The sequence below is a fragment of the Paenibacillus sp. PastM-3 genome, assembly GCF_029893965.1.
Classification (GTDB): Bacteria; Bacillota; Bacilli; order Paenibacillales; family Paenibacillaceae; genus Paenibacillus_AQ.
This window is the reverse complement of the sequence record NZ_JARXXP010000001.1, coordinates 456,927-481,120: the sequence shown is the minus strand read 5'-3', so window position 1 is coordinate 481,120 and position 24,194 is coordinate 456,927. Positions and strand designations below refer to the sequence as shown.

At 52.5% G+C, this 24,194-nt stretch carries 15 protein-coding genes; 14 read left to right on the top strand and 1 reads right to left on the bottom strand.

Going from position 1 to position 24,194, the window contains the following annotated elements; translation table 11 throughout:
- Positions 1 to 33 precede the first annotated feature (33 nt).
- The 10 genes from M2108_RS02160 (at position 34) to M2108_RS02115 (ending at position 18,265) form a co-directional block, all read left to right on the top strand.
- Positions 34 to 3,213, top strand: a complete 3,180-nt coding sequence (locus M2108_RS02160; RefSeq protein WP_277467534.1) for a heparinase II/III domain-containing protein — start codon at positions 34 to 36, stop codon at positions 3,211 to 3,213.
- Positions 3,210 to 6,635 carry a COG1470 family protein gene (locus M2108_RS02155; protein WP_277467535.1) on the top strand — a complete coding sequence of 1,142 codons (3,426 nt, stop codon included), beginning with the start codon at positions 3,210 to 3,212 and terminating at the stop codon, positions 6,633 to 6,635. The genes M2108_RS02160 and M2108_RS02155 overlap by 4 nt, the downstream gene beginning before the upstream one ends.
- A 159-nt stretch (positions 6,636 to 6,794) precedes the next feature.
- The gene (locus M2108_RS02150; protein WP_277467536.1) at positions 6,795 to 9,101 is read left to right on the top strand and encodes an AraC family transcriptional regulator; all 2,307 of its coding nucleotides are present in this window, start codon (positions 6,795 to 6,797) and stop codon (positions 9,099 to 9,101) included.
- Between the two features lie 204 nt (positions 9,102 to 9,305).
- Positions 9,306 to 10,220, top strand: coding sequence for an ABC transporter permease (locus M2108_RS02145; RefSeq protein ID WP_277467799.1), 915 nt, complete (start codon positions 9,306 to 9,308; stop codon positions 10,218 to 10,220).
- Positions 10,221 to 10,241: 21 nt separating this feature from the next.
- Complete coding sequence (locus M2108_RS02140) at positions 10,242 to 11,123, top strand: carbohydrate ABC transporter permease (RefSeq protein ID WP_277467538.1); 882 nt, start codon at positions 10,242 to 10,244, stop codon at positions 11,121 to 11,123.
- Positions 11,124 to 11,187: 64 nt separating this feature from the next.
- Positions 11,188 to 12,798: an ABC transporter substrate-binding protein gene (locus tag M2108_RS02135; protein WP_277467539.1), complete on the top strand. Its 1,611-nt coding sequence runs from the start codon at positions 11,188 to 11,190 to the stop codon at positions 12,796 to 12,798.
- 180 nt (positions 12,799 to 12,978) lie between these two features.
- Complete coding sequence (locus tag M2108_RS02130; protein ID WP_277467540.1) at positions 12,979 to 14,136, top strand: glycoside hydrolase family 88 protein; 1,158 nt, start codon at positions 12,979 to 12,981, stop codon at positions 14,134 to 14,136.
- Positions 14,137 to 14,192: 56 nt separating this feature from the next.
- On the top strand, positions 14,193 to 15,818 hold the full coding sequence (locus M2108_RS02125) for a glycoside hydrolase family 43 protein (protein WP_280776881.1): 1,626 nt from the start codon (positions 14,193 to 14,195) through the stop codon (positions 15,816 to 15,818).
- Complete coding sequence (locus tag M2108_RS02120) at positions 15,811 to 17,166, top strand: glycoside hydrolase family 28 protein (protein WP_277467542.1); 1,356 nt, start codon at positions 15,811 to 15,813, stop codon at positions 17,164 to 17,166. Before M2108_RS02125 ends, M2108_RS02120 begins: the two co-directional genes overlap by 8 nt.
- Positions 17,167 to 17,224: 58 nt before the next feature.
- Positions 17,225 to 18,265, top strand: coding sequence for a dienelactone hydrolase family protein (locus tag M2108_RS02115; RefSeq protein ID WP_277467543.1), 1,041 nt, complete (start codon positions 17,225 to 17,227; stop codon positions 18,263 to 18,265).
- 103 nt (positions 18,266 to 18,368) lie between these two features.
- Here the strand turns inward: M2108_RS02115 and M2108_RS02110 are convergent, their stop codons facing one another.
- Entirely contained in the window at positions 18,369 to 19,253 is an 885-nt protein-coding gene (locus tag M2108_RS02110) for a LysR family transcriptional regulator (RefSeq protein ID WP_277467800.1), read from the bottom strand.
- Positions 19,254 to 19,358: 105 nt separating this feature from the next.
- On the opposite strand from M2108_RS02110, the gene zwf reads away from it, so the two are divergent.
- The 4 genes from zwf (at position 19,359) to M2108_RS02090 (ending at position 24,097) form a co-directional block, all read left to right on the top strand.
- The gene (gene zwf / locus M2108_RS02105; RefSeq protein WP_277467544.1) at positions 19,359 to 20,870 is read left to right on the top strand and encodes a glucose-6-phosphate dehydrogenase; all 1,512 of its coding nucleotides are present in this window, start codon (positions 19,359 to 19,361) and stop codon (positions 20,868 to 20,870) included.
- Positions 20,871 to 20,936: 66 nt separating this feature from the next.
- Positions 20,937 to 21,605 (top strand): fructose-6-phosphate aldolase, encoded by a 669-nt coding sequence (gene fsa, locus M2108_RS02100; RefSeq protein ID WP_039873301.1) that lies wholly within the window; start codon positions 20,937 to 20,939, stop codon positions 21,603 to 21,605.
- Positions 21,606 to 21,639: 34 nt separating this feature from the next.
- Complete coding sequence (gene gndA / locus M2108_RS02095) at positions 21,640 to 23,058, top strand: NADP-dependent phosphogluconate dehydrogenase (protein WP_277467546.1); 1,419 nt, start codon at positions 21,640 to 21,642, stop codon at positions 23,056 to 23,058.
- A 130-nt stretch (positions 23,059 to 23,188) separates the two neighbouring features.
- Positions 23,189 to 24,097, top strand: a complete 909-nt coding sequence (locus M2108_RS02090) for an ROK family transcriptional regulator (protein ID WP_277467547.1) — start codon at positions 23,189 to 23,191, stop codon at positions 24,095 to 24,097.
- The last annotated feature ends 97 nt before the right edge of the window (positions 24,098 to 24,194 follow it).

The window sequence follows — 24,194 nt, the reverse complement described above, 5'->3', positions numbered from 1 at the left end:
AATTTACTTAACAGAAAAGGCGGGGAAATCACGTTGAATGGTTCAACTGAGAGCAGAGATAAGCTTCGGGCTCTGCTGGATAAAGCAGAGGCTATATTAGAAGCCAGAGGACAATTTTACACGGACGGCGCCAAGCTCGCATTAACCGATATGATGGAGGCAGCCTATCAGGCGCTAGACAACGGTGATAATGTACCCTTCAGGCGTAACCGGGAGTTTTATACTCCGCGGACTGAGGAAGCGGTACTTTTTGCGGCCAAAAGATTTACAATGGTCCCGCCCTTCGACAAAACGGGCAGCGTATATACCTGCTACGGGCTCGGACCTGCGCTGGGCTGGTTCGAGACCCAGGATATGCTCTACGGCGGTAAAGAGCAGCTTCTAATCAAGGCAAAACTGGCACTGGAAAAAGCAGCTGAGCTTTTAAAAGATGCTCATATAGAAAAAGAAATCGGCTGCTATGCTCCTAAAGCTGTCCGGAAGCTCCAAGCTTCAGCAAAAGCACTACAGCTGGCGGCAACCAGCTTCGATCCAAAGACATCCGGCGAAGCGCTAGCCCTCGCCGTTGTAGATTGCTTCAACCGGCTCCGGGAATGCCGTCATTCCCGGGTGCTGCGTACCGATATCGATCCGGCAGCCTCATTGTATGTGACCAGCCGGGAGCTTGGGCAGCTGCAGCAGCTTGTCGCCGAAGATCCGCTGATCCGGGGGCAGTACGAGCAAATTGCCGCAATCTCCGGACAATTTAGTCTGGAGGAGCTTCAGTTAGCCGTATCCTTGATCGCTGAAAAAGATACAGCTTATGAAGAGCTGAACAATCATTTCTACCTGTGGAGCTCCACAGACAAAATCGCCAACTTCCGGGCACCGGATAATGCATCCACAGCTACCCTGTCCTTTGTTCTGCCAGCTGAGGACAATGAGGAGCAGGGACTCGGCCATGTGTGGATCGATAATCTGGAAATCCTGTCGGCAAGCGGTGCAAGCCTGACGATCCATAATTCCGGCTTTGATGAAGGCCATTCAGCGCCGGATTTTTGGACACCGGAAGCCCGAAAAGGCAATCCGGCTATGCAATGGGAGAGCCGATATCCGTACTGCGGCGGCGGTGACCGCAAGCATCCCCGGGAGGCGAACCCTTCTTCAGAGGTCGGCCCCCGTTACAGAGCCGGAACAGTACACCGCTCCCTATATATCTGTAATCCCGGGATAGAAGATGAAGGGGCATGGACCTATAACGAACAAATCCCGGTAGAGCGCGGGGGACGTTACACCTTGACCTTCGACGCGAAGCTGGACGGCAAGCTGAAAAGCGGCCTGAAAGCAGTCATTTCGTTCCGGGATGAAGCCGGCCAGCCGGCAGGGGAATACGCCTACAGCTTCAACCGCAAATCATCGGTTCCGGGCGGCCGTTACCAGCTGGCGATGCAGTGTGACGCTATCCAGTATGCGCTAACCGGAGAGATAAACTATGCCTTAAAGGTTAAAAATGCCCTTATTTATATCCTGCATGACTTCTGCCAGGGAGCAGAGCATTGGATGGCGGTAAACCTTCGTCCGGAAGGAAGCGACAGCTACGGTGCGGTGCAAGGCGGCCGTCTCCTGAGCAGCGCAGCAGTCAGCTATTCCATGATTAAGCAGGCCGGAATCTTTTCCAGTGAAGAAAAGAAACATTTCTATTCACTGGTAGAGTATATGCTCCGTTACATGCTCGATCTGCGCGATCGGACGGAATGGACAGACCTGGCTGCCCAGGAGGGCTGCAGCAACTGGCAGACAGATATGTGCGCCGGCACCGGACTCATGATGATGGTGTTAAACGATTTTCCGAACCGTTACACCTGGCTGTATAATGCGGACATGATTCTGAAGGCCCAGCTCAGGCTAAATGTGAACCCTGACTACTCCTGGCCGGAGTCGATCCGCTATCACCATGCGGCGCTGGAGCGGTTCGCCGGCTACGCCAAGGCATCCCGCAACATTACAGGTGACAACTGGTTCCATACCACTCCGCTCGCCCGGATGTTCGGTTATTCCATAGAGATGCAGACACCGGGCTATGAATACTTCGGCGGACGGATCGGTACACCGCCCTTCGGCGATCATGCGCTTGGCGGGGGAGGCGAATTCGGCAGCTTCGCAACCTATCTGAGTGATGTGGCCGAGGTTGACCAGAAGCTGGCAGACCGGATGTATCACACCTGGACTAATGCGGGCAGACCGTTCAAAAAGCTGTGGGGGGAAGGGATTGTGCTCGAAAACCTGCTCTCGCAAGGCAGCCGTTATGTCCCTGAATCACCGCTTGAATTAAGCTCAACGGCCGCATATCCGCATGCAGGCATCTATGTGTTCCGCAGCGGCTACGGCACGCCTGAGCACAACTATTTTGCTGTCATGTCCAGTCCGGAGCCGGTTGCCCACGGTCATCTGGATCAGGGCTCGTTCATTCTGTATAAGAACGGAGTCCCATTAGTGATGGACCCGGGTATTGAAGGTTATTTTGACAGCAGCACCAGCTGGTTTATCAGCTCGTATTCCCATGCCTGTCTGCAGTTCGCAACCGCCAGGGCGGAAATGCGCGCGGATGACACAGGTGTTATCAATCTGTCAGCCGGAACGTTCAGCCTGGAACGAGGCTGGACGGATGTGCCGCGGAGCAGCAGAGTGCTGGAGGTGCAGCTTGGGCTTTATATAGACAGTATCACAATCGAAATTGCCAACCCTGAAGGAAAAGGCCGGCATATCCGCCATATAACCTGCCATAAGCAGGCCCAGCTCTATATTATCCGTGACACCATAGAGGAATTTGAGGGTCTTGTACAATTCAGTCTTCCGGTGGCGGCACAACAAAGCACTGTCCAGGGCAGCAGCGTGTATTCCCAAGGGATGTATGGCATGGAACTGCAAACCGTATTTCTGCATCCCCAGCAGTCACTAGCGATCGAACAGGGACGGTCTACAGCATTCTTCGGCAGAACCGAATGCGGCGTAACCCTGATGGACTACATCCGGGCAACCGCAGATGCCAAAGACGGATTTCTTACTGTCCTGTATCCGCTGGAAAGCGGCCAAAGCCATCTTCAGGTAAACAAAAAGCAGAATGGGAAGTATACGCTGCTGACAGAAACGCATGATTTCACCTTGGAGTCGGTAAAGGGACAATATGGGGTGCGGCTGGTAACAGCCGGAGCGAAGGGTGCGGCGGAACAATGAAATTTCATGTAGATTTGCTTAAGGAATGGAGGATATCAGATAGTACTCCGGAAGATAGCTCTCCTGAAACAGTGTACAATCTGCAGAACACACTTCTGCTGGAGTATCCCGCAGATCCTGCTCTGGATGACTGGTACCCGATCGGCTTTGAGCGGGGACATCACGGTACACTGGATGCACTGGACTGGTTCGGCCTGATTCTCGAACTTCGCACCGGAGATGAGCCAGCCGAAATCACGATCCGGGCAGGCTTTGCAGGCCATGAACCTGTAATTGCAGAGGTTAAGCTTGCCGGAGCAGGCACTCATGAGACAAAGGTGCGCCTCCAGGATTTTGCCATAGAGTCGGCCAAAGCAAACATCTGGCGGTTTCTCCGCAGCTTTGAGCTAGCCGGCAATGCAGTGCTGGCCTCTGCACGGCTCGTTAAGGGAGAGAAGCTGCATGTGCAGGCTAAGATAAAGGGCAAGTCCGGGGAAGCCGGGGAGCAGGTAGCCTACACAATGAGAGTATATAACTGTACGGACCGTCCGCAGCATGTAGGCGTGAAGCAGCATTTTACCGGCTGGGAGTCACTGCAGGCGGGAATCGTGCCTGCTGGTTTTGAACTGGCTCCATACGCATCACAGGAAGTGACCGCAACCGTTCAGGTGCATGAACGGATGGTGCCCGGCGGTTATGAGGATACCGTCCTGACATTCACAGCCAACGGGGACGGCGGAAGCGCAGTACAGCTGGAGCTGAAAACGCTGCGGAAGCTGCAGCATCCTTATATATATTGGAATAAGCAGCAGTGGGCGGAGCGCCGAGCCTTAATCGGCCAGCATGAATGCTTCCAGCCGGGCTATAAGCAAATACTGGAGGATGCCGAGGCTTGGACAGTAGTGCCGCCGGTGCCTGTAGATGAACGCGACTATTGCTATGATACCCGGGTAGAGCATTACATCATGTCTGCTGCATATGCGTATGCACTGACCGGAGAAATCCGTTATGCAGAGAAGGTGGCAAGGTTCTTCCGGTATTTCATAGATAAGGACACCGGCTATCCTAAGAAGCTGAAGGGCTGCAGCCAGAGCTATGTGCAGGAAGGGCATTTTTTTCAGCATCTCGCTATTCCTTATGACATTATCCATGATGCCGGTGTGCTGACAGCTGAGGAGCACCGGGGAATCGAAGAATGCTTCCGCAGCTATATGGATATTCTCGATCACCATATTCGCAGAGGGCACATCTCCAACTGGCTGCTGTCAGAGATAACGGGAGCGTTCTACTGTGCGCTGGCTATTCAGGATATGGAGCGGGCGCTGCGGTTCGTGTTCGGTCCGGGCGGCTCAATCGAGCAGCTGAAATACGGGCTGTTCAATGACGGCTGGTGGCATGAATGCTCAGTCAGCTACAACACATGGGTATCCTCCATGTACCTCCATACGGCCCATGCGCTATTGCCGTTCGGTATTAATATCCTTCACACCCATTTCGCTGCTCCCTTTAATGATGAGGTTAACAGCACTTTCGGAGGGAAGGACGCCGCATTCCGTTTCGGAATGTACAATAAGCGCTGGGGCGGCAACAGGAAGGGCTATATCCGGATAAAAGATATGTTTGATGCGACACTTCCTTTTCTTGATTATAGGGGCGTGCTGTTCGGGATCAGCGATTCCGAGGAGAAAAAGCTGGAGGGTGTCCATTTCGGATCAACCTATGATCTGGCCTACTCGTACTATCAAGACCCTGAATATGTTCCGGTTATTAAGATGAACGCATCGGCCGATCCGGTATTCGGACACGCGGAGCTGCCGGATGTCCAATCCTCTTACACCGGAAGTAATGCCTGCTCCGATAATGTGGGTGTTGCGATGCTGCGGAGCAGAGCTGCCGGAAGGGAGCAGCGGGAACAGATTCAGGCCGTGCTGAGATATGGCTCACACGGTTACGCACACGGCCATTTTGACAAAACCGGCCTGCTCTCTGTAATGAGATATGGTCGCAGCTTCTTCAACCCCGAGCATGTATGGTGGGGCTACGGCCATTTTATGTATAAGTTTTATGTGCAGAATTCGCTGGCCAAAAATATGGTGACCGTTGACGGCAAGCTGCAGGTACCGGCGGATTCCAGGAGAACGCTGTTCTACAGCGGACATGCGCTGCAAGCCGCTGCTGTGGAGGTTACCTCCCGTTGGGCTTACCCGCCTTACGGCGGCATGGTATACAATGACGGCGAAACGCTGGAGGAGCGCTGCAGAATGAATGCCAGCTCCCTTCCGGAGACGCCTCCGGGTGCGCAGTATGGCGAGCTGTCTGGCTACACGGAGCCAATCCGCCAGAAGCGGATTATAGGGATAACGGATGATTTCATCGTCCTGTTTGATTACCTGGAAGGAGAGCAGGAGCATCAGTTCGACTGCCTGTTCCAGATCAAAGGCTTCAAGGAGCTGCAGGCGGAAACACTGACCAGGCTCAGGCACACCGGACAATGGTGTGACAATCCGCTGTCGGACGGACAGTTCATTACCGATTGCCGCTGGTATAATGCGGAGGGTCCAAGCGTTGCCCGCTTCGAGACTGTATTCGGTGAGGGAGAAGATTTGCGGGGAACAAGGACTGCTTACAATACCCCCGGCCTGCTTAAGCTGGATGTTCATACCGCCTGGCCGCAGCAGAGTGTGCAGATGACCGGCCGGGCGGCAGAGTATCACGGCATTACCATTCCGCTGGACTATAAAGTGGAGGCTGACGGGAAGGTGCTTACAGAGGGAAGCTTCGGCGCCTGGCTGCTGGGTGAGGGCAGAGTAGACCTTGCTCTCAAGGAAGAAATGAAGAATCTGACCCTGCGGGTCCGTAATCATCCGCTGTATACGGAACAGAATTACCCGGTACGCTCGAAGCAGGGCCTGTTCTGGGGCGAAGCCCTCATCCATACGGCCGATGGGCAGGCGCTTAAATTAAGTGATTTATCCCCGGAGTATGTGAATGTGGACTGCGGCTGCGGGATCGGCAGGGATTACGAGGGCGGACGTGTAACCATTATCGGCACGGAATATCCGGATGCAGTTCCAACCAGTCCGGTCGATCATGAACAGGAGGCGCTGATCCGGGTCTCGCTTGACGGACTGCAGGCGGTCCGTTTTACCGGTCTGATCGGGGCGGATGCCTTCCCGGGTGACGAAGCTCAGCGGCGGATCACCTACGGCATCCGGACACATGGCCGGTCAGCCCGTTATATTACCATCGTTGAGCCTTATGAATCGGAGCAGATGATCCGGTCCGTGTATGCGGAAGATGCAGATTGTGTGCGCGTGGAGCTTAACGATGGCCGGATACAGGAAATCCGTGTGAACGATATAAAAACACAGCAGAATACAATGCAGCTTAAGGAATACAGAAACGGCAGTCTGATCCGTGAAGAGCTGGCCGCAAATGTATAAACTGTAAGGCATGAAACAGCCGTTTCATGCCTTTTCATTTACCCCGGCGGCAGCCTGATCTTAAATTAACCACATATGAAGCTTAAAAAAGCACATACCAAGCCATGTCAGCCTTTACCTATAATGAAGGGTACAAGAAAACAGAACAGGAGCGAAGCCATGAGCAGGATGCGTCATTTTTTATTGAAGAAAAGTTTGTTGATCCGGATCATTCTGTCCTATCTGTTTGTCGGAATGCTGATTATAGCAGCACTGACCTTAGCGATAACCTCCAAAGTATCGGACAGCCTGAAGCAGGAGCTGACTGAATCCACGGACCGGTCGCTGGAGCAATCCTACAATACGGCGAATATTTTGTTGAGCTCAGCCTACCAGCAATTTGCAAACGCTTACGCCTCAGCTGATATCCAGGCAGGCTTTTATGCCAATGCGTTTGACACCGGGATGATGGGGCGGATTGGCAACAGCTTAACCGATCTGGTCAGCAGCAATCCGCTGGTGCACTCCGTTTATCTGGTCAATACGCGGCATGAGCTGGTTTTTTCCTCACTGACCACAGCCAGGTCCTTCGCTGATTTCTATGACTGGCAGATTTTGGAGCTGCTTAGTACTCCCGGGGCCATGCGCGGCAGCATCTTTATCCCCAGAACCACCTCATTCACCTCAGATACGAAGCCGTTCAGCGGCAATCTGATCTCAGTGGCCTATATGAGCACCCGTGATGACCAGACAGCGAATGGAGCGATGATTCTCAATCTGGACCAGCAGGTGCTGCAGGAAATGATGATGAACGGTGCCGGAAGCAGCTCCTTCCAGTCAATGATTCTGAACCGGCAGGGCATAGTCATTTCCCATTCCGAGCATTCCATGATCAGCTCAAGACTGACCGGCTCGGAGGCGGTGAATCGCATTCTGCAGTCGGATTCCGGCCGAGGTGTAATTGAAACGGAGCTAGACGGGACTGCTCACCGCCTGTTTTACATCAAATCCGACAGCCTGGGCTGGGTATTTATCGGCGATGTGAATTACATGACCCTGCTTAGTCAGGTAAATGAGCTGAGAAGCTATATCCTGATCGTTACAGCGGTAATATTGGTGGCCGTTTTGCTGAGCGGCGCCTTTTTTACCCGTATGATTTACAGCCCGATCCACAGACTGGTCAAAAATATCCCGCCACTGCCGGCATCAGCCGCTCATACCACTCCGGTTAGCGAATATGCCGTATTATCCGGAGCCTTTCAGTATCTGGAGAGCAGAGTGCAGGATTTGCAGAACAGTATGGCCGGTTATCATCAGGCGGAGCGGAACGACCTGCTTCATCAGCTGGTTACGGGGGGCTGGAGCCAGGATACGCAAATGAGAAATAAGCTGGAGCGGTCAGGCATCCCGCTGACAGGTGACGGCTTCCAGATCTGTATGCTGCGGCTTGACGATTACAGTGAGCTGACAGAGACCTATACACGCAACGACCTGATGCTGCTGAAATACGGAATCTGCAATATCGCGGGTGAGCTTGGTTTGGTCCATTTTCCGCTGTATAGCTTTGACGGAGGGGAAGACCGGATCAACCTGCTGCTGATTAAGCCTGAAGGCCGGGATGCTCTTGTTGCCAAATTGTTAACGGATATCCAGCACAACACGGAACGTTTCCTTAAGCTGTCTGTTACAGCATCAACCGGCCGGCACGCCGCTGAGCTTCAGCAGATTCCGGCTTCATGGCAGAGTGCCTATAACGCTTCGCGCTACCGGCTGCAGTCAGGCAGACGATCTCTGATTCCTGCAGATATTGAGGACAGCCGTGAACCGGTTGCGGTCACCCTGTCTGCTGCGATGGAGAAGCAAGTGTCCGATGGCATGAAGCTCGGCGATTACAACAGAACGGTTCAAGCGCTTAAAGAATACTTTGCTATTCTGGGCGACGCGCCTTTTGACGAAACGATGATTCTGCTGAACCAGCTGCTGTTTACTGTTGCCCGGACCTCCAAAGCGATGGCGGGAGCGGACAGAAACGGGCTAAGCACCGACATAGGAGCACTCGGCCAGCAGCTGTACAAATGTGAAACGCTTGAACAGGCGGAGGAGTGGTTCGCGGGACTCGCAGAATCAGCAATCAGCATGAGGGACAAGCAGTCCTCGGAGAAAAACGTGATGATTGTGGAAAAAATACGGCAGCATATCCGCCAGGCTTACATGGACCCGAATCTTTCCGTAGAGGTGCTGGCCGAGATTGCCGGACTGTCCGTCAATTATACGCGAAAGATTTTTAAGGATATCGCCTGTGTCTCCCTGAACCAGTACATCAGTGATTACCGGTTTGAGCAGGCGAAGGAGCTGCTGCTTACAACCGACCTGCCGGCTAACCGGATCGGTGAGATGGTAGGCATAAACAATACGAAATACTTCTATATCTCCTTCAAGAAATACAGCGGGAAAACGCCGGATCACTTCCGGAAAAGCAGAAATTAGGGGGATGAGCGGATTTTAAACCCTGTTTATGCGGTGAAAATAGGTTTTTCTGCGGATTTTGAGGTATGCCGGATTGCTGAGGGAGGCTAAAGTGAAGCCAGGCCGGAAGAAATGGCAAACGAACTTGAAGGAGGATTCACATTGCGCAACAACACAGTCAGCCTCACCGGACAGACTTATCCGCGGAACAAGCCGCAGGGAAGAATCAGGGGGTTCCTGGCGGAGCTGGTCAAAAACAAATTTCTGTACCTGCTGGCCCTGCCGGCGATAATCTGGTTCTTCGTCTTCGCTTACTTGCCCATGGGCGGGATTATCATCGCCTTCCAGGATTTCAAAGCAATGAAAGGGATCGGCGGCAGCGAATTCGTCGGACTGAAAAATTTCCAGTTCTTCTTCCAGTCCGGTGACTGGATCAAAATTGTGACGAACACCGTGTTCCTGAACGTGCTGTTCATTACCTTTAATACGCTCGCTGCAGTGCTGATCGCTATTATGATCACGGAGCTTGGGGGAAAATGGTTCAAAAAAATCGCCCAATCAGTCATGATCTTTCCGCATTTTCTGTCCTGGACCGTCGTGGCCATGTTCGTGATGGCTTTTGTCGCAACTGACGGGGGCTTTGTGAACCAGATCCTGTCGATGCTTGGGTTGCCTACGGTTCAGCTGCTGTCTTCACCCGGATACTGGCCGCTCATTCTTGTGCTGCTCAAAATCTGGCACGGCGCAGGCTTCGGATCGATTGTCTATATGGCTACGATCTCCGGCATCAACCCCGATATTTACGAATCGGCGTCGATCGACGGGGCCAGCCGGCTGCAGAAAATCCGCTACATCACACTGCCGCTGCTGAAGCCGACGGTTATTCTGCTGACGATTCTCGCGGTCGGGGGGATTTTTAACGGGGATTTCGGCATGATCTACGCGATTATCGGGCGCAATCCGCTGCTGTATCCGACAACGGACGTTATCGATACGTATCTGTTCCGGGCCATGATGGATCTCGGGGATATGAGCATGTCGGCAGCCATCGGCTTTATGCAGTCACTGGTCGGATTTATTCTGGTGCTGACGGTCAATTCGATTGCCAAAAAGGTCGCACCTGAGTCTGCTATTTTCTAGAAGGGGAAGTGAATTCATTACATGATTAAAGAAAGCAAAGCGGACCGGCTGCTGAAAACCATGTTCTATCTGTGCATCGGATTGTTCTCGGTTTATTGTCTGGTGCCATTCTGGTCCGTAATCGCCAGCTCCTTTACATCAGAGGCATCACTGGTGAAAAACGGTTATATGTTCTGGCCGTCCGACTTCAGCCTCGATGCCTACAAAATGATTTTTAAGGATAATACGATCTACCGGGCGTACGGGGTTACCACCTTTGTGACGGCTGTGGGCACTGTGCTGTCCATGATTTTTACAAGCGCAATGGCCTATACCCTGTCGGTCAAATCGGTCAAATACCGCAACCATCTGGCGTTCTACATTTACTTTACGATGCTGTTTCACGGCGGTCTGGTAGCTTCCTATCTGCTGATTTCGAAATACCTGGATATGAAGGATACGATCTGGGTGCTCATTATTCCCGGGATGATCAGCGCCTGGAATATGTTCCTGCTGCGTAACTTTTTCGCTTCCATTGATGATTCAATCGCTGAATCCGCCAAAATTGACGGGGCTAATGATGTCTATATCCTGTTTCGGATCATCCTGCCGATCTCGCTTCCGGCCTTGGCTACCATCGGGCTTTTCTATGCGCTGGGCTACTGGAACAAATGGTTCGACGCGGTGCTGTACATTAACGACAAGGATCTGTTCCCGCTTCAATACCTGATCCAGCGCATTATGAACAATCTCGATTACATCAACCAGATTTCGTCGGATATCAGCATACCGAATTTTATCGCTCCTGCAATGACGGTCCGGCTGGCTACAACGGTAGTGACGATCGGCCCGATTATCTTTTTGTATCCGTTCCTGCAGAAATATTTCGTTAAAGGCCTGATGGTGGGCGCTGTAAAAGGCTAATGCTGCTTCACGGCAGTTTAGTATATGACCCTGCAAAGGGAAGAAAAGGGGATGTACGAGAAAGATGAAAACAAAACAATTAGTCCTCACCGCACTGTCTATTACGATGGCTGCTGCTTTGACTGCATGCGGTAACGGCAATGAAACAGGTTCGCCCGCTTCTGGTAACAATGCAGGTACAGCCGGTCAGCCGCCAAAAGCGGTTACGCTCAAGGGAATGCTGTTCGGCGATGCGCCCAAGGATCTGCCGCTCGTGCTGGAGGAGTTTGAGAAGCAGACCAAGGATACGCTGAATACTAAGCTTGAAATCCAGTGGAATCCGGTGTCTGACCATAAGCAGAAGGTGAAGCTGATGATGGCGGCGGGGGAAGAGGTTGATTTTGTCTTCGATGCCGACTTCCAGAATCTGCGGGAGCTCATTCCGCAGGGGGCTTACGCGCAGCTGGATAAATACTTCAATAATGACGAGTATCCGGGCCTCAAGGCGGCCTTTTCACCTGAATTCGTCGACATGAACAAACGTTATGACGATCATTTGTACACCATTCCTTTTACCCAGTATTTCTATGATATTCCGGTAGTGTATATCCGCAAGGATCTCCGTGAGAAGCTGGGCTTCAGCGAGCCGATTGCCAGCTACGATGAGCTTCAGCAATTCTATGATAAGGTGCTCGAATCTGAGCAGGGTGTTACTCCGCTGGCTGTAAAGGGCAACGGCGGCTTCCAGGAAATGTTCGCACCTGACCGTAAGGAGCTGGATTCCGTGCGTCCGCTGAATCTGGGCGGTATCATCTACTATGTTCATCTGTCCGATGATCTCAAGCAGGTGCAGGATGTTGTAGCCTTCGGTGACCCGGAAACGGAATGGGCCAAGCTTCCGGAGCCGTTCAGCACGATGAAATCAGCTTTTGCGCAATATGACGAGTGGGCGGAGTGGAGCAAATACCTGGAGAAGGATGTGCTCAGCCAGAAGGATCAGAAGGCGTATTTCATGTCCGGTAAGGCCGCGTCCTATTACGGAACGATGTCGTCGTATGCCGCTGATAAGAAAATGCTGCAGCAGACGCTTGCAGGTGCCGACCTGGAGTTCTTCGTCTTCAAGGAGCATATCCGCAATATGGAACCGGAAGCGATTTCAACCAACTACAAAGCAAATAACTCGATTGCCATTCCAGTATCCTCAAAAAATATTGACCGGACGATGAAGTTCTTTGACTGGATGTTCGCAAGCCGCGAGAATCATGATCTGTTCGAGTACGGTATTCCCGGCGTGCACTGGGAGGCAGTGGGTGATACCCAGTTCAAGCTGCTTGAGGGCTCCGAAAACTATGTATTCCCGGGCTATGAATTTACCTGGAATCCGACGATGATCCGGACACCTGCCGATCTGGACGAAACAGCCAAGCAATATCTGGAGTATTCTGCAAAGCCGGATACGTATTATGCCGCTGTCCTCGCCAAATTCTCCTTTGATACTTCAACGGTAAAAGGCGAGTTCGCGAATGTCCAGTCCAAGGCAGATCCGTTCATCCAGACGCTGAAAGCCGGCCAGGTGAAGAACTGGGAGGCTGAAGCGGCTGCGCTTAACAAGGAACTGAAGAACCTGGGGCTGGATACGATCCGCAATGAAATCAAATCGCAGGTCCAGGCCTACCTGGATGCAGGCGGTCAATAAGGAGTGCACCCAGAGCAGCCTGCCGGGCTGGATATCAGCCGGACGGCTGCTCTCCCTGTCTAACCTGAAACTCCTTAAAAAATAGCTAGAAAACCTGAAAAAGTCGCATACCAATCCCGGAACAGGTATCCTACAATGAAGTCAAATCCGCATACTATACAGAGAAAGTAGGAAAGAGACATGCTACAGAGTAAAGACCGCAATTGGGTGGATTCCGTAATCGGAAAAATCACAGCCAAGCTGGATACCGTCAGTGAAAAATCAAAACACAAAATTCCTTATACCACCGTTAACGGAACGCATGATAACAAGGCGACCCAAAATGTAAGCGGCTTCGATGCCGATGGCATCTGCTGGTGGACGAACGGCTTCTGGGGCGGCATGCTGTGGCTGATGTACCATGAGACCGGCAATGAGAAATACAAGGAAATCGCCAATAGATCCGAGGATCTGCTCGACAAGTGTTTTCAGGATTTCTACGGTCTGCATCATGATGTGGGCTTCATGTGGCTGCCTACCAGTGTTGCCAACTACAAGGTGACCAAGAATCCGGATTCCCGCAAAAGAGCGCTGCATGCCGCCAATCTGCTGGCCGGCCGGTTTAATCTGGCAGGGGGCTTCATCCGTGCCTGGAATGACCTGGACGAAGGCGATACCAGAGGCTGGGCCATCATCGACTGCATGTTCAACATTCCGCTGCTGTACTGGGCGACCGAGGAGACGGGTGATCCCCGGTTTAAACAAATTGCCATGCGGCATGCCGATACGGTCATGTCTACCTTCGTACGGCCGGACGGCTCCGTGCACCATATTGTCGAGTTCGATCCTTTTAACGGCGGGGTAGTACGTACATATGGCGGACAAGGCTATGCTGACGGCTCCTCCTGGACCAGAGGGCAGACCTGGGCGCTGTATGGCTTCATGATGAGCTATATCCATACCGGCAAAGAAGAATATCTCCAGACCGCGAAGCGGATCGCCCACTATTTCATGGCTAATATTCCGGAGGACGGTGTCATTCCGCTCGATTTCCGCCAGCCGGCTGAGCCTAAGCTTGAGGATGATACGGCTGCGGCCATTGCCGCCTGCGGATTGATTGAGATCGCCAAGGCTGTCGGCGAGCTGGAGCGTGAGCTGTATCTGAATGCTGCACTTAAGCTGCTGCGGACACTTGATGAACGTTCCGACTGGTCGGACGAGAATGACTGCATCATCCAGAGGGGCTCGGAGGCTTATCACAAGCCGCGCAACCAGCATCATCATGCGATTATTTACGGGGACTATTATTTCATGGAAGCCATATTCAAGCTGAAGGGGAATGACCTGTATTTGTGGTAGAAAAGCAGACAAAGCGGGCTGACCCGACTCTAATGCAAAGCGAGGATATCTATACGATGAGCCACATGATCAAGAATCCGGTCCTGCGGGGCTTCAATCCCGATCCGTCCATCCTGCGGGTCGGGGATGATTATTATATCGCCACCTCCACCTTCGAATGGTTCCCGGGTGTGCAAATTCATCATTCCCGGGATCTGGTCAACTGGGAGCTGATTATCCGCCCGCTTAACCGGGTCTCTCAGCTGGATCTGCGCGGCATAGGCGCTTCCCAGGGAATCTGGGCCCCATGCCTGACTTATGATAACGGTACGTTCTATCTCATCTACACCGTAGTAAATTCCTTTTATGTCAAAATGTACGACACACCCAATTATCTGGTTACGGCGACCGATATCCGCGAGGAATGGTCGGAACCGGTCTATCTGAACAGCTACGGGTTCGATCCGTCGCTGTTTCATGATGAGGACGGGCGGAAGTACATCGTAAGCATGGTAACCGATCACCGGGTAACGAAACGCTACAGAGGTCATCTAGTCATTCAAGAATACTCCGCTGAGGAGCAGAAGATGATTGGTGAGCCTGTAACAATCTATGCGAGCCATGATACATACCTGGAGGGTCCGCATATATATAAGCGGGGCGGCTATTATTACCTGTTCGCTGCGGATACCGGAACAGGGGAGGGGCACGGCCAGAGCATGCTGAGATCCAGAGAGCTGTTCGGGCCTTACGAAGCTTACGAGGGCAATTCTCTGATGACCTCCAGGGACAACCCCGATCTGCCGCTGCAGAAGGCGGGCCACGGTGATCTGGTCGAAACCCCGAACGGGGAGTGGTACATGGTGCATTTATGCGGCCGTCCCTTAGAGAACCGTACGGAAAAAGGAGAACGTAAATATACACTCGGGCGTGAAACGGCGCTGCAAAAGGTAGAGTGGACCGAAGACGGCTGGCTTCGCCTGGCGAACGGCTCGGTGCTGCCTGATACCGAGGTAGAAGCTCCTGACCTGCCGCTGCACCCGTTCCCGGTGAAGCCGGCAAGGGATGATTTTGACGGTGCTGAGCTGGATATCAGCTTTCAGTCCCTGCGGGTTCCGCTTGACGCCACCTTCTATTCCCTGAGCGAACGTCCCGGTTATCTGCGGCTGTACGGCCGCGAAGGGCTTGGCTCGAAGTTCCGGCAGAGCCTGATAGCGCGGCGCTGGGAGGAGCATCGTTTCACGGCAGCGGCAGCCCTAGAATTCGAGCCCTCCAGCTTCAAGCAAATGGCCGGACTGATCCTGATCTATGATACCCAGAACTATTACTACCTCCATGTTACGCATCATGAGGATCTGGGACGGTGCATCAGCATTCTCTCCGCTGTTAACAACAGCTATTCGGAGCCGGCCGGCTATGTACTGCTGCCGGATAACGCAAAGCGGATTCTGCTGCGGGCTGAGGTCGATTATGACAGGCTGCAGTTCTCCTATTCTGTAGATGGTGAAGACGGCTATGAGGTTATCGGACCAGTGCTTGATGCAAGTACTTTGTCTGACGAAGCCTGCCAGGAGGGCTGGTTCACCGGGTCCTTTGCCGGCATCTGCTGCCAGGATTTAACCGGCTTCCGCCAGCCGGCCGATTTTGATTATTTTGAGTACTATAACAGGGTGCACGCGGGCTCTGCTAAGGGCCATGAATGATATTTTTGATGTGAAGCGGTACGGCGCCGCTGGCGATGGGGTAACGGTGGACACCCTTGCGATCCAGCAGGCGGTTGATGAATGCCATAAGTCCGGCGGCGGATCTGTCGTGCTCAGCGGCGGAACGTTTGTTTCGGGGACGATTTTCCTCAAATCGAATGTGAACCTGCAGATCAATCCTTCCGCAGTGCTGCTTGCCAGCCCGGACATCCGCGATTTTGCGGAGGACACCCATTATAACCGGTATATTAATGAGAAGGATATGGACAGATGCTTCATTTATGCAGAGGATGTCGTCAATGTCAGCATTACCGGCCAGGGTGAGATTAACGGCAACGCCGAGAAATTCCCTAATGAGGGCAGTATTTACCGGCCGATGATGATGCGTTTTCTGCGCTGCAGCAACATTCATGTCACCGGACTGAGACTCTATAACTCGACTGCCTGGACGACCGCTTTTCTGGATAGTGAGAACATCTGGTGTGAAAATCTCGATATCAGGAATGACAAAAAATACAACGGTGACGGATTGGACTATGACGGCTGCCGGAATGTGTTCATCTCGGGCTGCAAAATCCTCGGTACAGATGATAATCTCTGTCTTCAAGCCAGCAGCAAGGATTATCCGATGAAAAATGTGCATGTCGTCAACTGCCATTTCACTTCAATCTGCGCCGGCATCCGGATCGGGCTGAAGTCCATCGGGGACATTTCGAGTGTCACGATCCATAACTGCACCTTCGAAAATGTCTGGCGGGAAGGGATCAAAATTGAATGCACAGAGGGAGGTAGCATCAGGGATATCGTGGCTTCCGGTCTGGTCATGCGGAATGTATCCCGTCCCGTCTTTATCCTGCTGAATAACAGGCTTGAAGAGATCGGCTCCTCCATCGGGCTTGAGCGCATGCCGGAGATCGGCTCGCTTGAACGGATTATGCTGTCAGATATCATAGCCACCGACGATGAAGAGATGTACAAGACCCATTACCGGTTCACAGATGACATTATGGGCAGCCCGTCCTTTAACGGTATCCGTGTTGATGCGTGCAGGGAGCATCCGATCCGCGATCTGACCCTCAGAAATATCATATATACTTGCGCCGGTGGCGTACAACAAGCAGATATCCCTGCTGCTTACCCGCTGGTTCATGATATGCGGCTGGAGCATCCGGAGGCAGTTGCCGAGAATTACTATCCAGACTGGAGCCGGACCACCTTCATGGATATCCGTAATGTGGAGCGGCTTACCTTGGACGGAATCAGATTCCATGCGCTGCGGGAGGATACACGGGAATCCTATATAATAGAAGGAAGTAATACGCTCAAGCTGGATATTTTGGAATATTAGCCGTGACAGGGCCGCTGCAGGGCAGAACAAGAACAGCAAGCAGAGAGATGAGGATTCGATGGATCATACGACAGATGAGTTTATAAAGAGCTTGTATCAACGCACTGAAGCGGCAAGAAGTAGCCGGAATTCCTGCCTGACACAGGAAGAACAGCGGCACTGGCTCATGGGCAGATTGAAACAATCACTGGGAGAGCTGCCTGAGGCTTCAGCTCCACTAAATCCTGTGCTGCTGGAGCGTGTTGAATACAAAGATTTTATTCTGGAGCGTATTTCTTATTCCACTGAGGAAGCGCTTCATGTTCCCGTTATCGTGCTGGTTCCCAAGACTGGCAGCGGGCCGTGGCCGGCTGTAGTGGCCTGCCATGGCCATGGCAACGGACAGCTTGATGCTGCGGGGCTGAATTCGGATTACAGGGAATTAGAGGAGCCGGGTATACACAACCGGTTTGCTGTCCGGCTGGTCAAGCAGGGGATGATCGTCGTGATCCCTGAGATCTTGGGCTTTGGGGTGCGCCGGGTGGCAGAGGAGATGAAGAACGGTTCCAGTCCAAGCTCCTGCAACACCCTGGTTTCACAGCTAATGTTATTCGGCAGGACGCTTGCCGGAATGAGAGTCTATGAAGCGATGCGGGCAGTTGATTATCTCTCTATGCGGCCGGATAGTGATTCTTCCCGGATCGGGATATTCGGCTTCTCCGGAGGCAGTCTGATTGCCGCCTATGCCGCCGCGCTGGATGAACGGATCAAAGCGGCTGTACTGTGCGGCTGGACGAACACCTTTGCCGGCAGTATTCTGGCTATGCATCACTGTATCGACAATTACCTGCCCGGGATCTTGCAGGCTGCCGAGCAGCCGGAGCTGGTTGGTTTAATCGTCCCCAGGCCACTGTTCATTGAATCGGGCGTCCATGATCCGATCTTCCCTGTGCAGCACGTGCATTCTGCCATTTCCCGGCTGCAGCAGATCTATTCGGCACGGGATGCCGGGTCCCGGCTGTCCTATGATGTTCATCCCGGCAAGCATGAAATCTCCGGCAGAGTATCAGTGCCATGGTTGTACGGGATGCTGACCACTAAGGCTGTAAATCAGGGTTAGCTATTGGATTTGCCCCACAGCTTCATTCCACATGAAATCACAATAAAGACCCAGCCAAATCCAGGCTGAGTCTTTATTTAATTCCGCAAGCAGCTCTAACGCCTCACACCGTCCCCGTAATCTCAATAAACTTGCTTGCCGCCGTGGTCAGCGGCATGTTGCGCATGGTCATGATGCCTACCTGGGCCGGAGGCAGCTGGACATCCAGTTTAATCTCGAACAGCGAGCCTTCCTCCAGTTCCTTGGAGACAAACTCCCGGGTGACGAAGGAGATACCGAGCCCTTTGCGGGCAAATTCGATCAGCAGTCCGACGCTGCCGACCTCAATTTCCGGCTTCAGCTCATAGCCGTAGCCCCGGAACAGGTCGCTTACGGCCGTACGGGCGCGGCTTCTGCGGGAGAAAAGAATGATCGGATGACGAAGCAGCTCTTCGATGGTAAGCACCTTATCCTTCAGCTCCGGATAATGGCTGCTGCCGGCGACAAAGCAGTCCTGCAACTGCAGCCCCTGCCATACCTCGAGCTGGGGATCGGCAATCGGAATGCGGACGACGCCCAGATCGACCTGGCCCTCTTTTAGATAAGAGATGACTTCCGGAGTGGTTCCATGGATGAGATGCAGCCGGATGCCGGGGTAACGCTGGTGAAAAGTTTCAATAAAAGGCAGCAGATAATGCTTGAACAGGGAGTCACTGCCGCCGATGCGCAGCTCACCGTTGTCGAGATTTTTGAGCTCGGCCATCTTCTTCTCCGCTTGGGTGATCAGAATATGGGACTGCTCAATGTAGGAGTAGAGTGTGGCTCCCTCCGGAGTAAGGGCAACGCCTTTGGAATTGCGGTTGAACAGGGTAAGCCCGAAGCTGTCCTCCAGCTGCTTAATGGCATGGCTGACGCTCGGCTGGGTGATAAATAGCACTTTGGCGGCCTGAGAGAGGCTTCCTGTTTTGGCAGCCCAATAAAAAACCTTGTATAATTCGAAATTATTCATAGACACAGTCTATAGCTCCTGTACGATATATTAATTACTTGTATAGCTCGTATTTGTATTATAGTGTAACAAGGAAAGATAAACCAGAGCTGAAGGAGAATCGAGATGGAGGCGACCACATTTGTTTTATTCGGAGCAACAGGAGATCTGGCCCGCAGAAAAATTTATCCTGCACTCTACAACCTGTTTCTCGACCGCAAGCTGCATGATTCCTTCGCTGTAATTGGTCTTGGCAGAAGAGAAGTCACTGATGAAGCTTACCAGGCCATGGTGGAGCGTTCGCTCCGGGACTTCTCCCGGCGTGAAGTGAAGGACACAGCGTCCGTACGCAGCTTCCTCAAGGCCTTCCGATATAATGTGCTGGATGTCGGGCACACCGAAGATTACGTGAAGCTGCTAGAACGGGTTGAACAGGTTGAAACAGGCATGGGCAGCACCCCTAACCGGATGTTTTATTTGTCAGTGGGGCCGGAGTTTTTCGAGCCGATTGCATTGAACATTGAGGCTAGCGGACTCGGGGCAGCCAAGGGCTGGAAACGGCTAGTTATCGAGAAGCCGTTCGGGCATGATCTGCAGTCTGCGCAGGAGCTGAATCTGACGCTCAGCAAAGCTTTTACCGAGGAAGAAATTTATCGGATTGATCATTATCTGGGCAAACCGATGGTACAGGAGCTGGACGTATTCCAGCAGACCAACCCGGTGCTGCATGCGCTCTGGAACAACCGCTATATTGCCAATGTCCAGATCACCGCTGCTGAAACGGTTGGAGTCGAGGAAAGAGCCGGCTACTATGATCATGTAGGAGCACTCAGAGACATGTTCCAGAATCATATGCTGCAGCTGCTGATGATGCTGGCGATCCGCCTGCCTAAGGACAGCTCCGCTGACGAGGTCCGCTTCAAGAAGAGAGAAGTGATGGAAGCCCTCGAGCCGCTGGACGAAGCGAATATAGAAGCGAGTATTATCCGGGGCCAATATACCGCAGGTGCTATTAAAGGCAAACCAGTTCCCGGTTACCGCTCGGAAGCGGGTATTTCCGCCGGATCGATGAACGATACATTTATTGCCGCCAGACTGCAGATTGATGATCCGTTCTGGAAGGGCGTTCCCTTTTATATCCGGACAGGCAAGCGCATGAAGGAGAAATCGACACGGATCGTGATCGAATTCAAAGAGCCGCTGAAGCAAAGCTCAACCGTAGAAGAGGATGATATCCCTAATCTGCTGGTGTTTGAGATCAGCCCGAATGAAGGCATTACTTTGCAGCTCAAGGCCAGAGATCCGCGGAACAAAGGCAAGTTCAAGGCTGTGCACATCGACTTCCACACCAGCTCCATTGAGGTGCCGGAGGCTTATGAGAACCTTATCTATGATGCGCTGCACGGGGACCCGTCGTTCTTTGCCCACTGGAATGAGGTAGAGCTGTCCTGGAAATGGGTGCAGCCGATCCTGAACGCTTTTGCAAGCAATTCGGTGCCATTGTATTCCTATGCCGCAGGTTCACACGGACCGGCTGAGTCTGACCAGCTGCTAGCGCAGGATGGCCATCACTGGTGGCTGGATGCGCCAGTTGACGAGGAAAGCGAGCTTGCTCTGCCGGATGCTTCAAATTTTTAAATATAATATTGATAAAAATGAACTTGAAGTATTTTATAGTTCAACTAAAAACTGGAGGTTACCACAATGAAATTTTTCATCGACACAGCAAATGTAGAAGACATCAAAAAAGCGTACAAAATTGGAGTCCTGTCAGGGGTTACCACCAATCCGTCGCTCGTTGCCAAAGAGGGCGTAAAATTTGAAGACCGTATTGCCGAAATTCTCCAGACTGTGCCTGAAGTGGAGTCCGTATCCGCTGAAGTAACACCTGATGCTGTAACTGCAGAGCAGATGATTGCCGAAGCCGATGAGCTGATCAAGATCAACAATTATGATAAAAATATTACGATCAAGCTGCCGATGACCCTTGCGGGCCTTGAAGCCTGCCGTTACCTGACTCAAAAAGGCGTTAAAACCAACGTCACCCTGATCTTCACCGTGAACCAGGCGCTGCTGGCTGCCCGTGCCGGAGCCACTTATGTATCGCCATTCCTGGGACGTCTCGATGATATCTCCGAGGATGGCGTTCAGCTGATTGTAAAGGTAGCTGAGCTGTTCCGCATTCACAAGCTGGATGCCCAGATTATCGCCGCTTCCGTCCGTCATCCGGACCACGTTACCCGTGTTGCAATGGCCGGAGCGCATATCGCCACCATTCCGTTCAGCGTAATTGAGCAAATTTCCAAGCACCCGCTGACTGATCAGGGCCTGGAGAAGTTCGCAGCTGACTGGAAGAAGGCACCGCAGGTTTAATAATCCGGAATATACAAAGGGAGGCTTATTGAGGATGGGTAAACAGCAGATTGGCGTGGTCGGCTTGGCCGTAATGGGCAAGAATCTGGCTATGAATATGGAGAGCAAGGGCTTTTCGGTAGCGGTATATAACCGTTCAAGTGAGAAAACGGATGAGCTGCTGGCTGAAGCAGCCGGTAAAAACTTCGTTGGAGCATATAGCATTGAGGAGTTCGTGCAATCGCTGGAGCTGCCGCGCAAAATCATGATTATGGTTAAAGCAGGTAAGCCGACTGATGATACCATTCAGCAGCTGGTCCCGTTTCTTTCACCGGGCGACATTCTGATTGACGGCGGGAATGCCTTTTTCCCTGACACACAGCGCCGCAACAAGGAGCTTCAGGCTCAGGGTTTCCGCTTCATCGGTGCCGGTGTATCGGGCGGTGAGGAAGGCGCACTGAAAGGGCCGGCGATTATGCCGGGCGGCCAGCAGGATGCCTACGAGCTAGTTGAACCGATTCTGACAGCTATTTCCGCAAAAGTGGACGGCGATCCTTGCTCGACCTACATCGGACCGGACGGTGCCGGACACTATGTCAAAATGGTTCATAACGGCATCGAGTACGGCGATATGCAGCTGATCGGTGAAGCTTACCAGCTGCTGAAGGATGTGCTGGGGCTTGACACTGCCGAGCTGCACGAAATCTTTGCCGAATGGAACCGCGGCGAGCTGAGCAGCTATCTGATCGAGATTACTGCCGACATCTTTGCCAAAGCTGACCCGGAAACCGGCAAGCCGATGGTTGATGTCATCCTTGATTCCGCCGGCCAGAAGGGCACAGGCAAATGGACCAGCCAGAACGCACTGGATCTCGGCGTGCCGCTGTCCATCATCACCGAATCCGTATTTGCCCGCTTCCTGTCAGCGATGAAGGAAGAGCGCGTTGCGGCCAGCAAACGTCTGCAGGGACCAGAGGTGAAGAGCTTTGACGGGGATGCCAAGGAATTTATTGAAGCTGTCCGCAAAGCGCTGTACGCCAGCAAAATCGCCTCCTACGCCCAGGGCTTCGCCCAGATGCGGGTGGCTTCGGACGAGTACAACTGGAACCTGAACTACGGCAGCATCGCTATGATCTTCCGCGGCGGCTGCATCATCCGTGCCGGCTTCCTGCAGAATATCAAGGATGCCTATGACCGTGATCCAGAGCTGAAGAACCTGTTCCTCGATGAATATTTCAGCAATGTTGTCCATAATTACCAGGATGCCTGGAGAGAAGTAGTGGCTCTTGCAGTAAAACGCGGTATTCCAGTTCCGGCATTTGCTTCCGGTCTTGCATACTATGACAGCTACCGTTCCGAAAGACTCCCTGCCAACCTGCTGCAGGCTCAGCGCGACTACTTCGGTGCACATACCTTTGAACGTGTTGACAAGCCGGGCAGCTTCCATTTCCAGTGGATGAGCCAGGGCGAATAATCTGATCTATATAAGAAGTCCGGGTCTCTCGATCCGGGCTTTTTCCTTTTGAGGGGGATCAAGACTTGATTAGCGATTTTATGCTATGATCTTGTTACTACGACCCACTACGACCCAGGAAGAGGTTATTATGAAGAACGCAAATGCCAATCTGATGAAGGAAATCAATCTGAATAATGTGCGCCAGGTGATGAAGCGTGCCGGGACTGCAACTAAGCCGCAACTGGCTGCGCTGACGAAGCTTAGTGTGGTAACCGTTAACTCCCTGGTCAAGGAGCTGCTGGAATCAAAGGAGATTGTTGAAGACCAGACAGCAGCATCCGGCGGAGGCAGACCGGCCCTGACCTACCGGTTCAACTATGATCATAGCCAGGCTCTGGTTATTTATTTGAAGGAGAATCAAGGGCAGCGCGTTGCTTCTGCAGCTATAATCAATCTGGAAAACCGGATCATCAGTCAAAATGAGTATGGAATGCCTTCCTTTGAACAGCATTATATTGCAGAGATCATCCGTGGATTTCTCAGTGCCTCTCCCCAGGTAAAAGTGATCGGCATGGGCATTCCGGGGCAGATTGTTAACGGCAGAATCGTCGTGGCCAGTCACCACGAGTTGCAGGGAGCTCCGTTGATTGAAGAGCTTGAGCAGCAGTTCCAACTTCCGGTTATGGTAGAGAATGATGTCAACGCTGCAGTGTTCGGCTATCAGGCCTCCCGGGGAGAAGCAGACGGGCAATGTATAACGGGGATCTACTTCCCGAAGAAGTACCCGCCTGGTATGGGCATTTATTTGAACGGCAATATCATCAGAGGCAAAAACGGAATGGCCGGAGAGATTAAATTCCTCCCGCAAAGGATTGACTGGTACGCTGAAATGAGGGAAGAAGTGTTACTGGAGGCGGCCTGCCGGATTATTCAGAGCGTTAACGCCGTTCTTGCCCCGGATCAAATCGTGATCTATCAGGAGATGACAGACGGTGAACGCTGGAATGATTTCTGGAACGGCTATCAGGCTCAGGAACCGATGCCACATTATCCTTAAGTGATTCTAAGTAATACCTTTCAGGCGGATTACGAAGCAGGGATGCGCATGCTGACTTTGCAAAAGCTTGATCCTGTGCCGGTACCAGTTTAGTACT

Bases quoted from the DNA above. Each gene is read 5' to 3' on its own strand.
- M2108_RS02120 (WP_277467542.1), top strand. From the start codon at position 15,811: ATGAATGATATTTTTGATGTGAAGCGGTACGGCGCCGCTGGCGATGGG.
- M2108_RS02110 (WP_277467800.1), bottom strand. From the start codon at position 19,253: ATGAATAATTTCGAATTATACAAGGTTTTTTATTGGGCTGCCAAAACA.
- M2108_RS02135 (WP_277467539.1), top strand. From the start codon at position 11,188: ATGAAAACAAAACAATTAGTCCTCACCGCACTGTCTATTACGATGGCT.
- M2108_RS02150 (WP_277467536.1), top strand. From the start codon at position 6,795: ATGAGCAGGATGCGTCATTTTTTATTGAAGAAAAGTTTGTTGATCCGG.
- fsa (WP_039873301.1), top strand. From the start codon at position 20,937: ATGAAATTTTTCATCGACACAGCAAATGTAGAAGACATCAAAAAAGCG.
- zwf (WP_277467544.1), top strand. From the start codon at position 19,359: ATGGAGGCGACCACATTTGTTTTATTCGGAGCAACAGGAGATCTGGCC.
- M2108_RS02115 (WP_277467543.1), top strand. From the start codon at position 17,225: ATGGATCATACGACAGATGAGTTTATAAAGAGCTTGTATCAACGCACT.
- M2108_RS02125 (WP_280776881.1), top strand. From the start codon at position 14,193: ATGAGCCACATGATCAAGAATCCGGTCCTGCGGGGCTTCAATCCCGAT.
- M2108_RS02140 (WP_277467538.1), top strand. From the start codon at position 10,242: ATGATTAAAGAAAGCAAAGCGGACCGGCTGCTGAAAACCATGTTCTAT.
- gndA (WP_277467546.1), top strand. From the start codon at position 21,640: ATGGGTAAACAGCAGATTGGCGTGGTCGGCTTGGCCGTAATGGGCAAG.
- M2108_RS02090 (WP_277467547.1), top strand. From the start codon at position 23,189: ATGAAGAACGCAAATGCCAATCTGATGAAGGAAATCAATCTGAATAAT.
- M2108_RS02155 (WP_277467535.1), top strand. From the start codon at position 3,210: ATGAAATTTCATGTAGATTTGCTTAAGGAATGGAGGATATCAGATAGT.
- M2108_RS02130 (WP_277467540.1), top strand. From the start codon at position 12,979: ATGCTACAGAGTAAAGACCGCAATTGGGTGGATTCCGTAATCGGAAAA.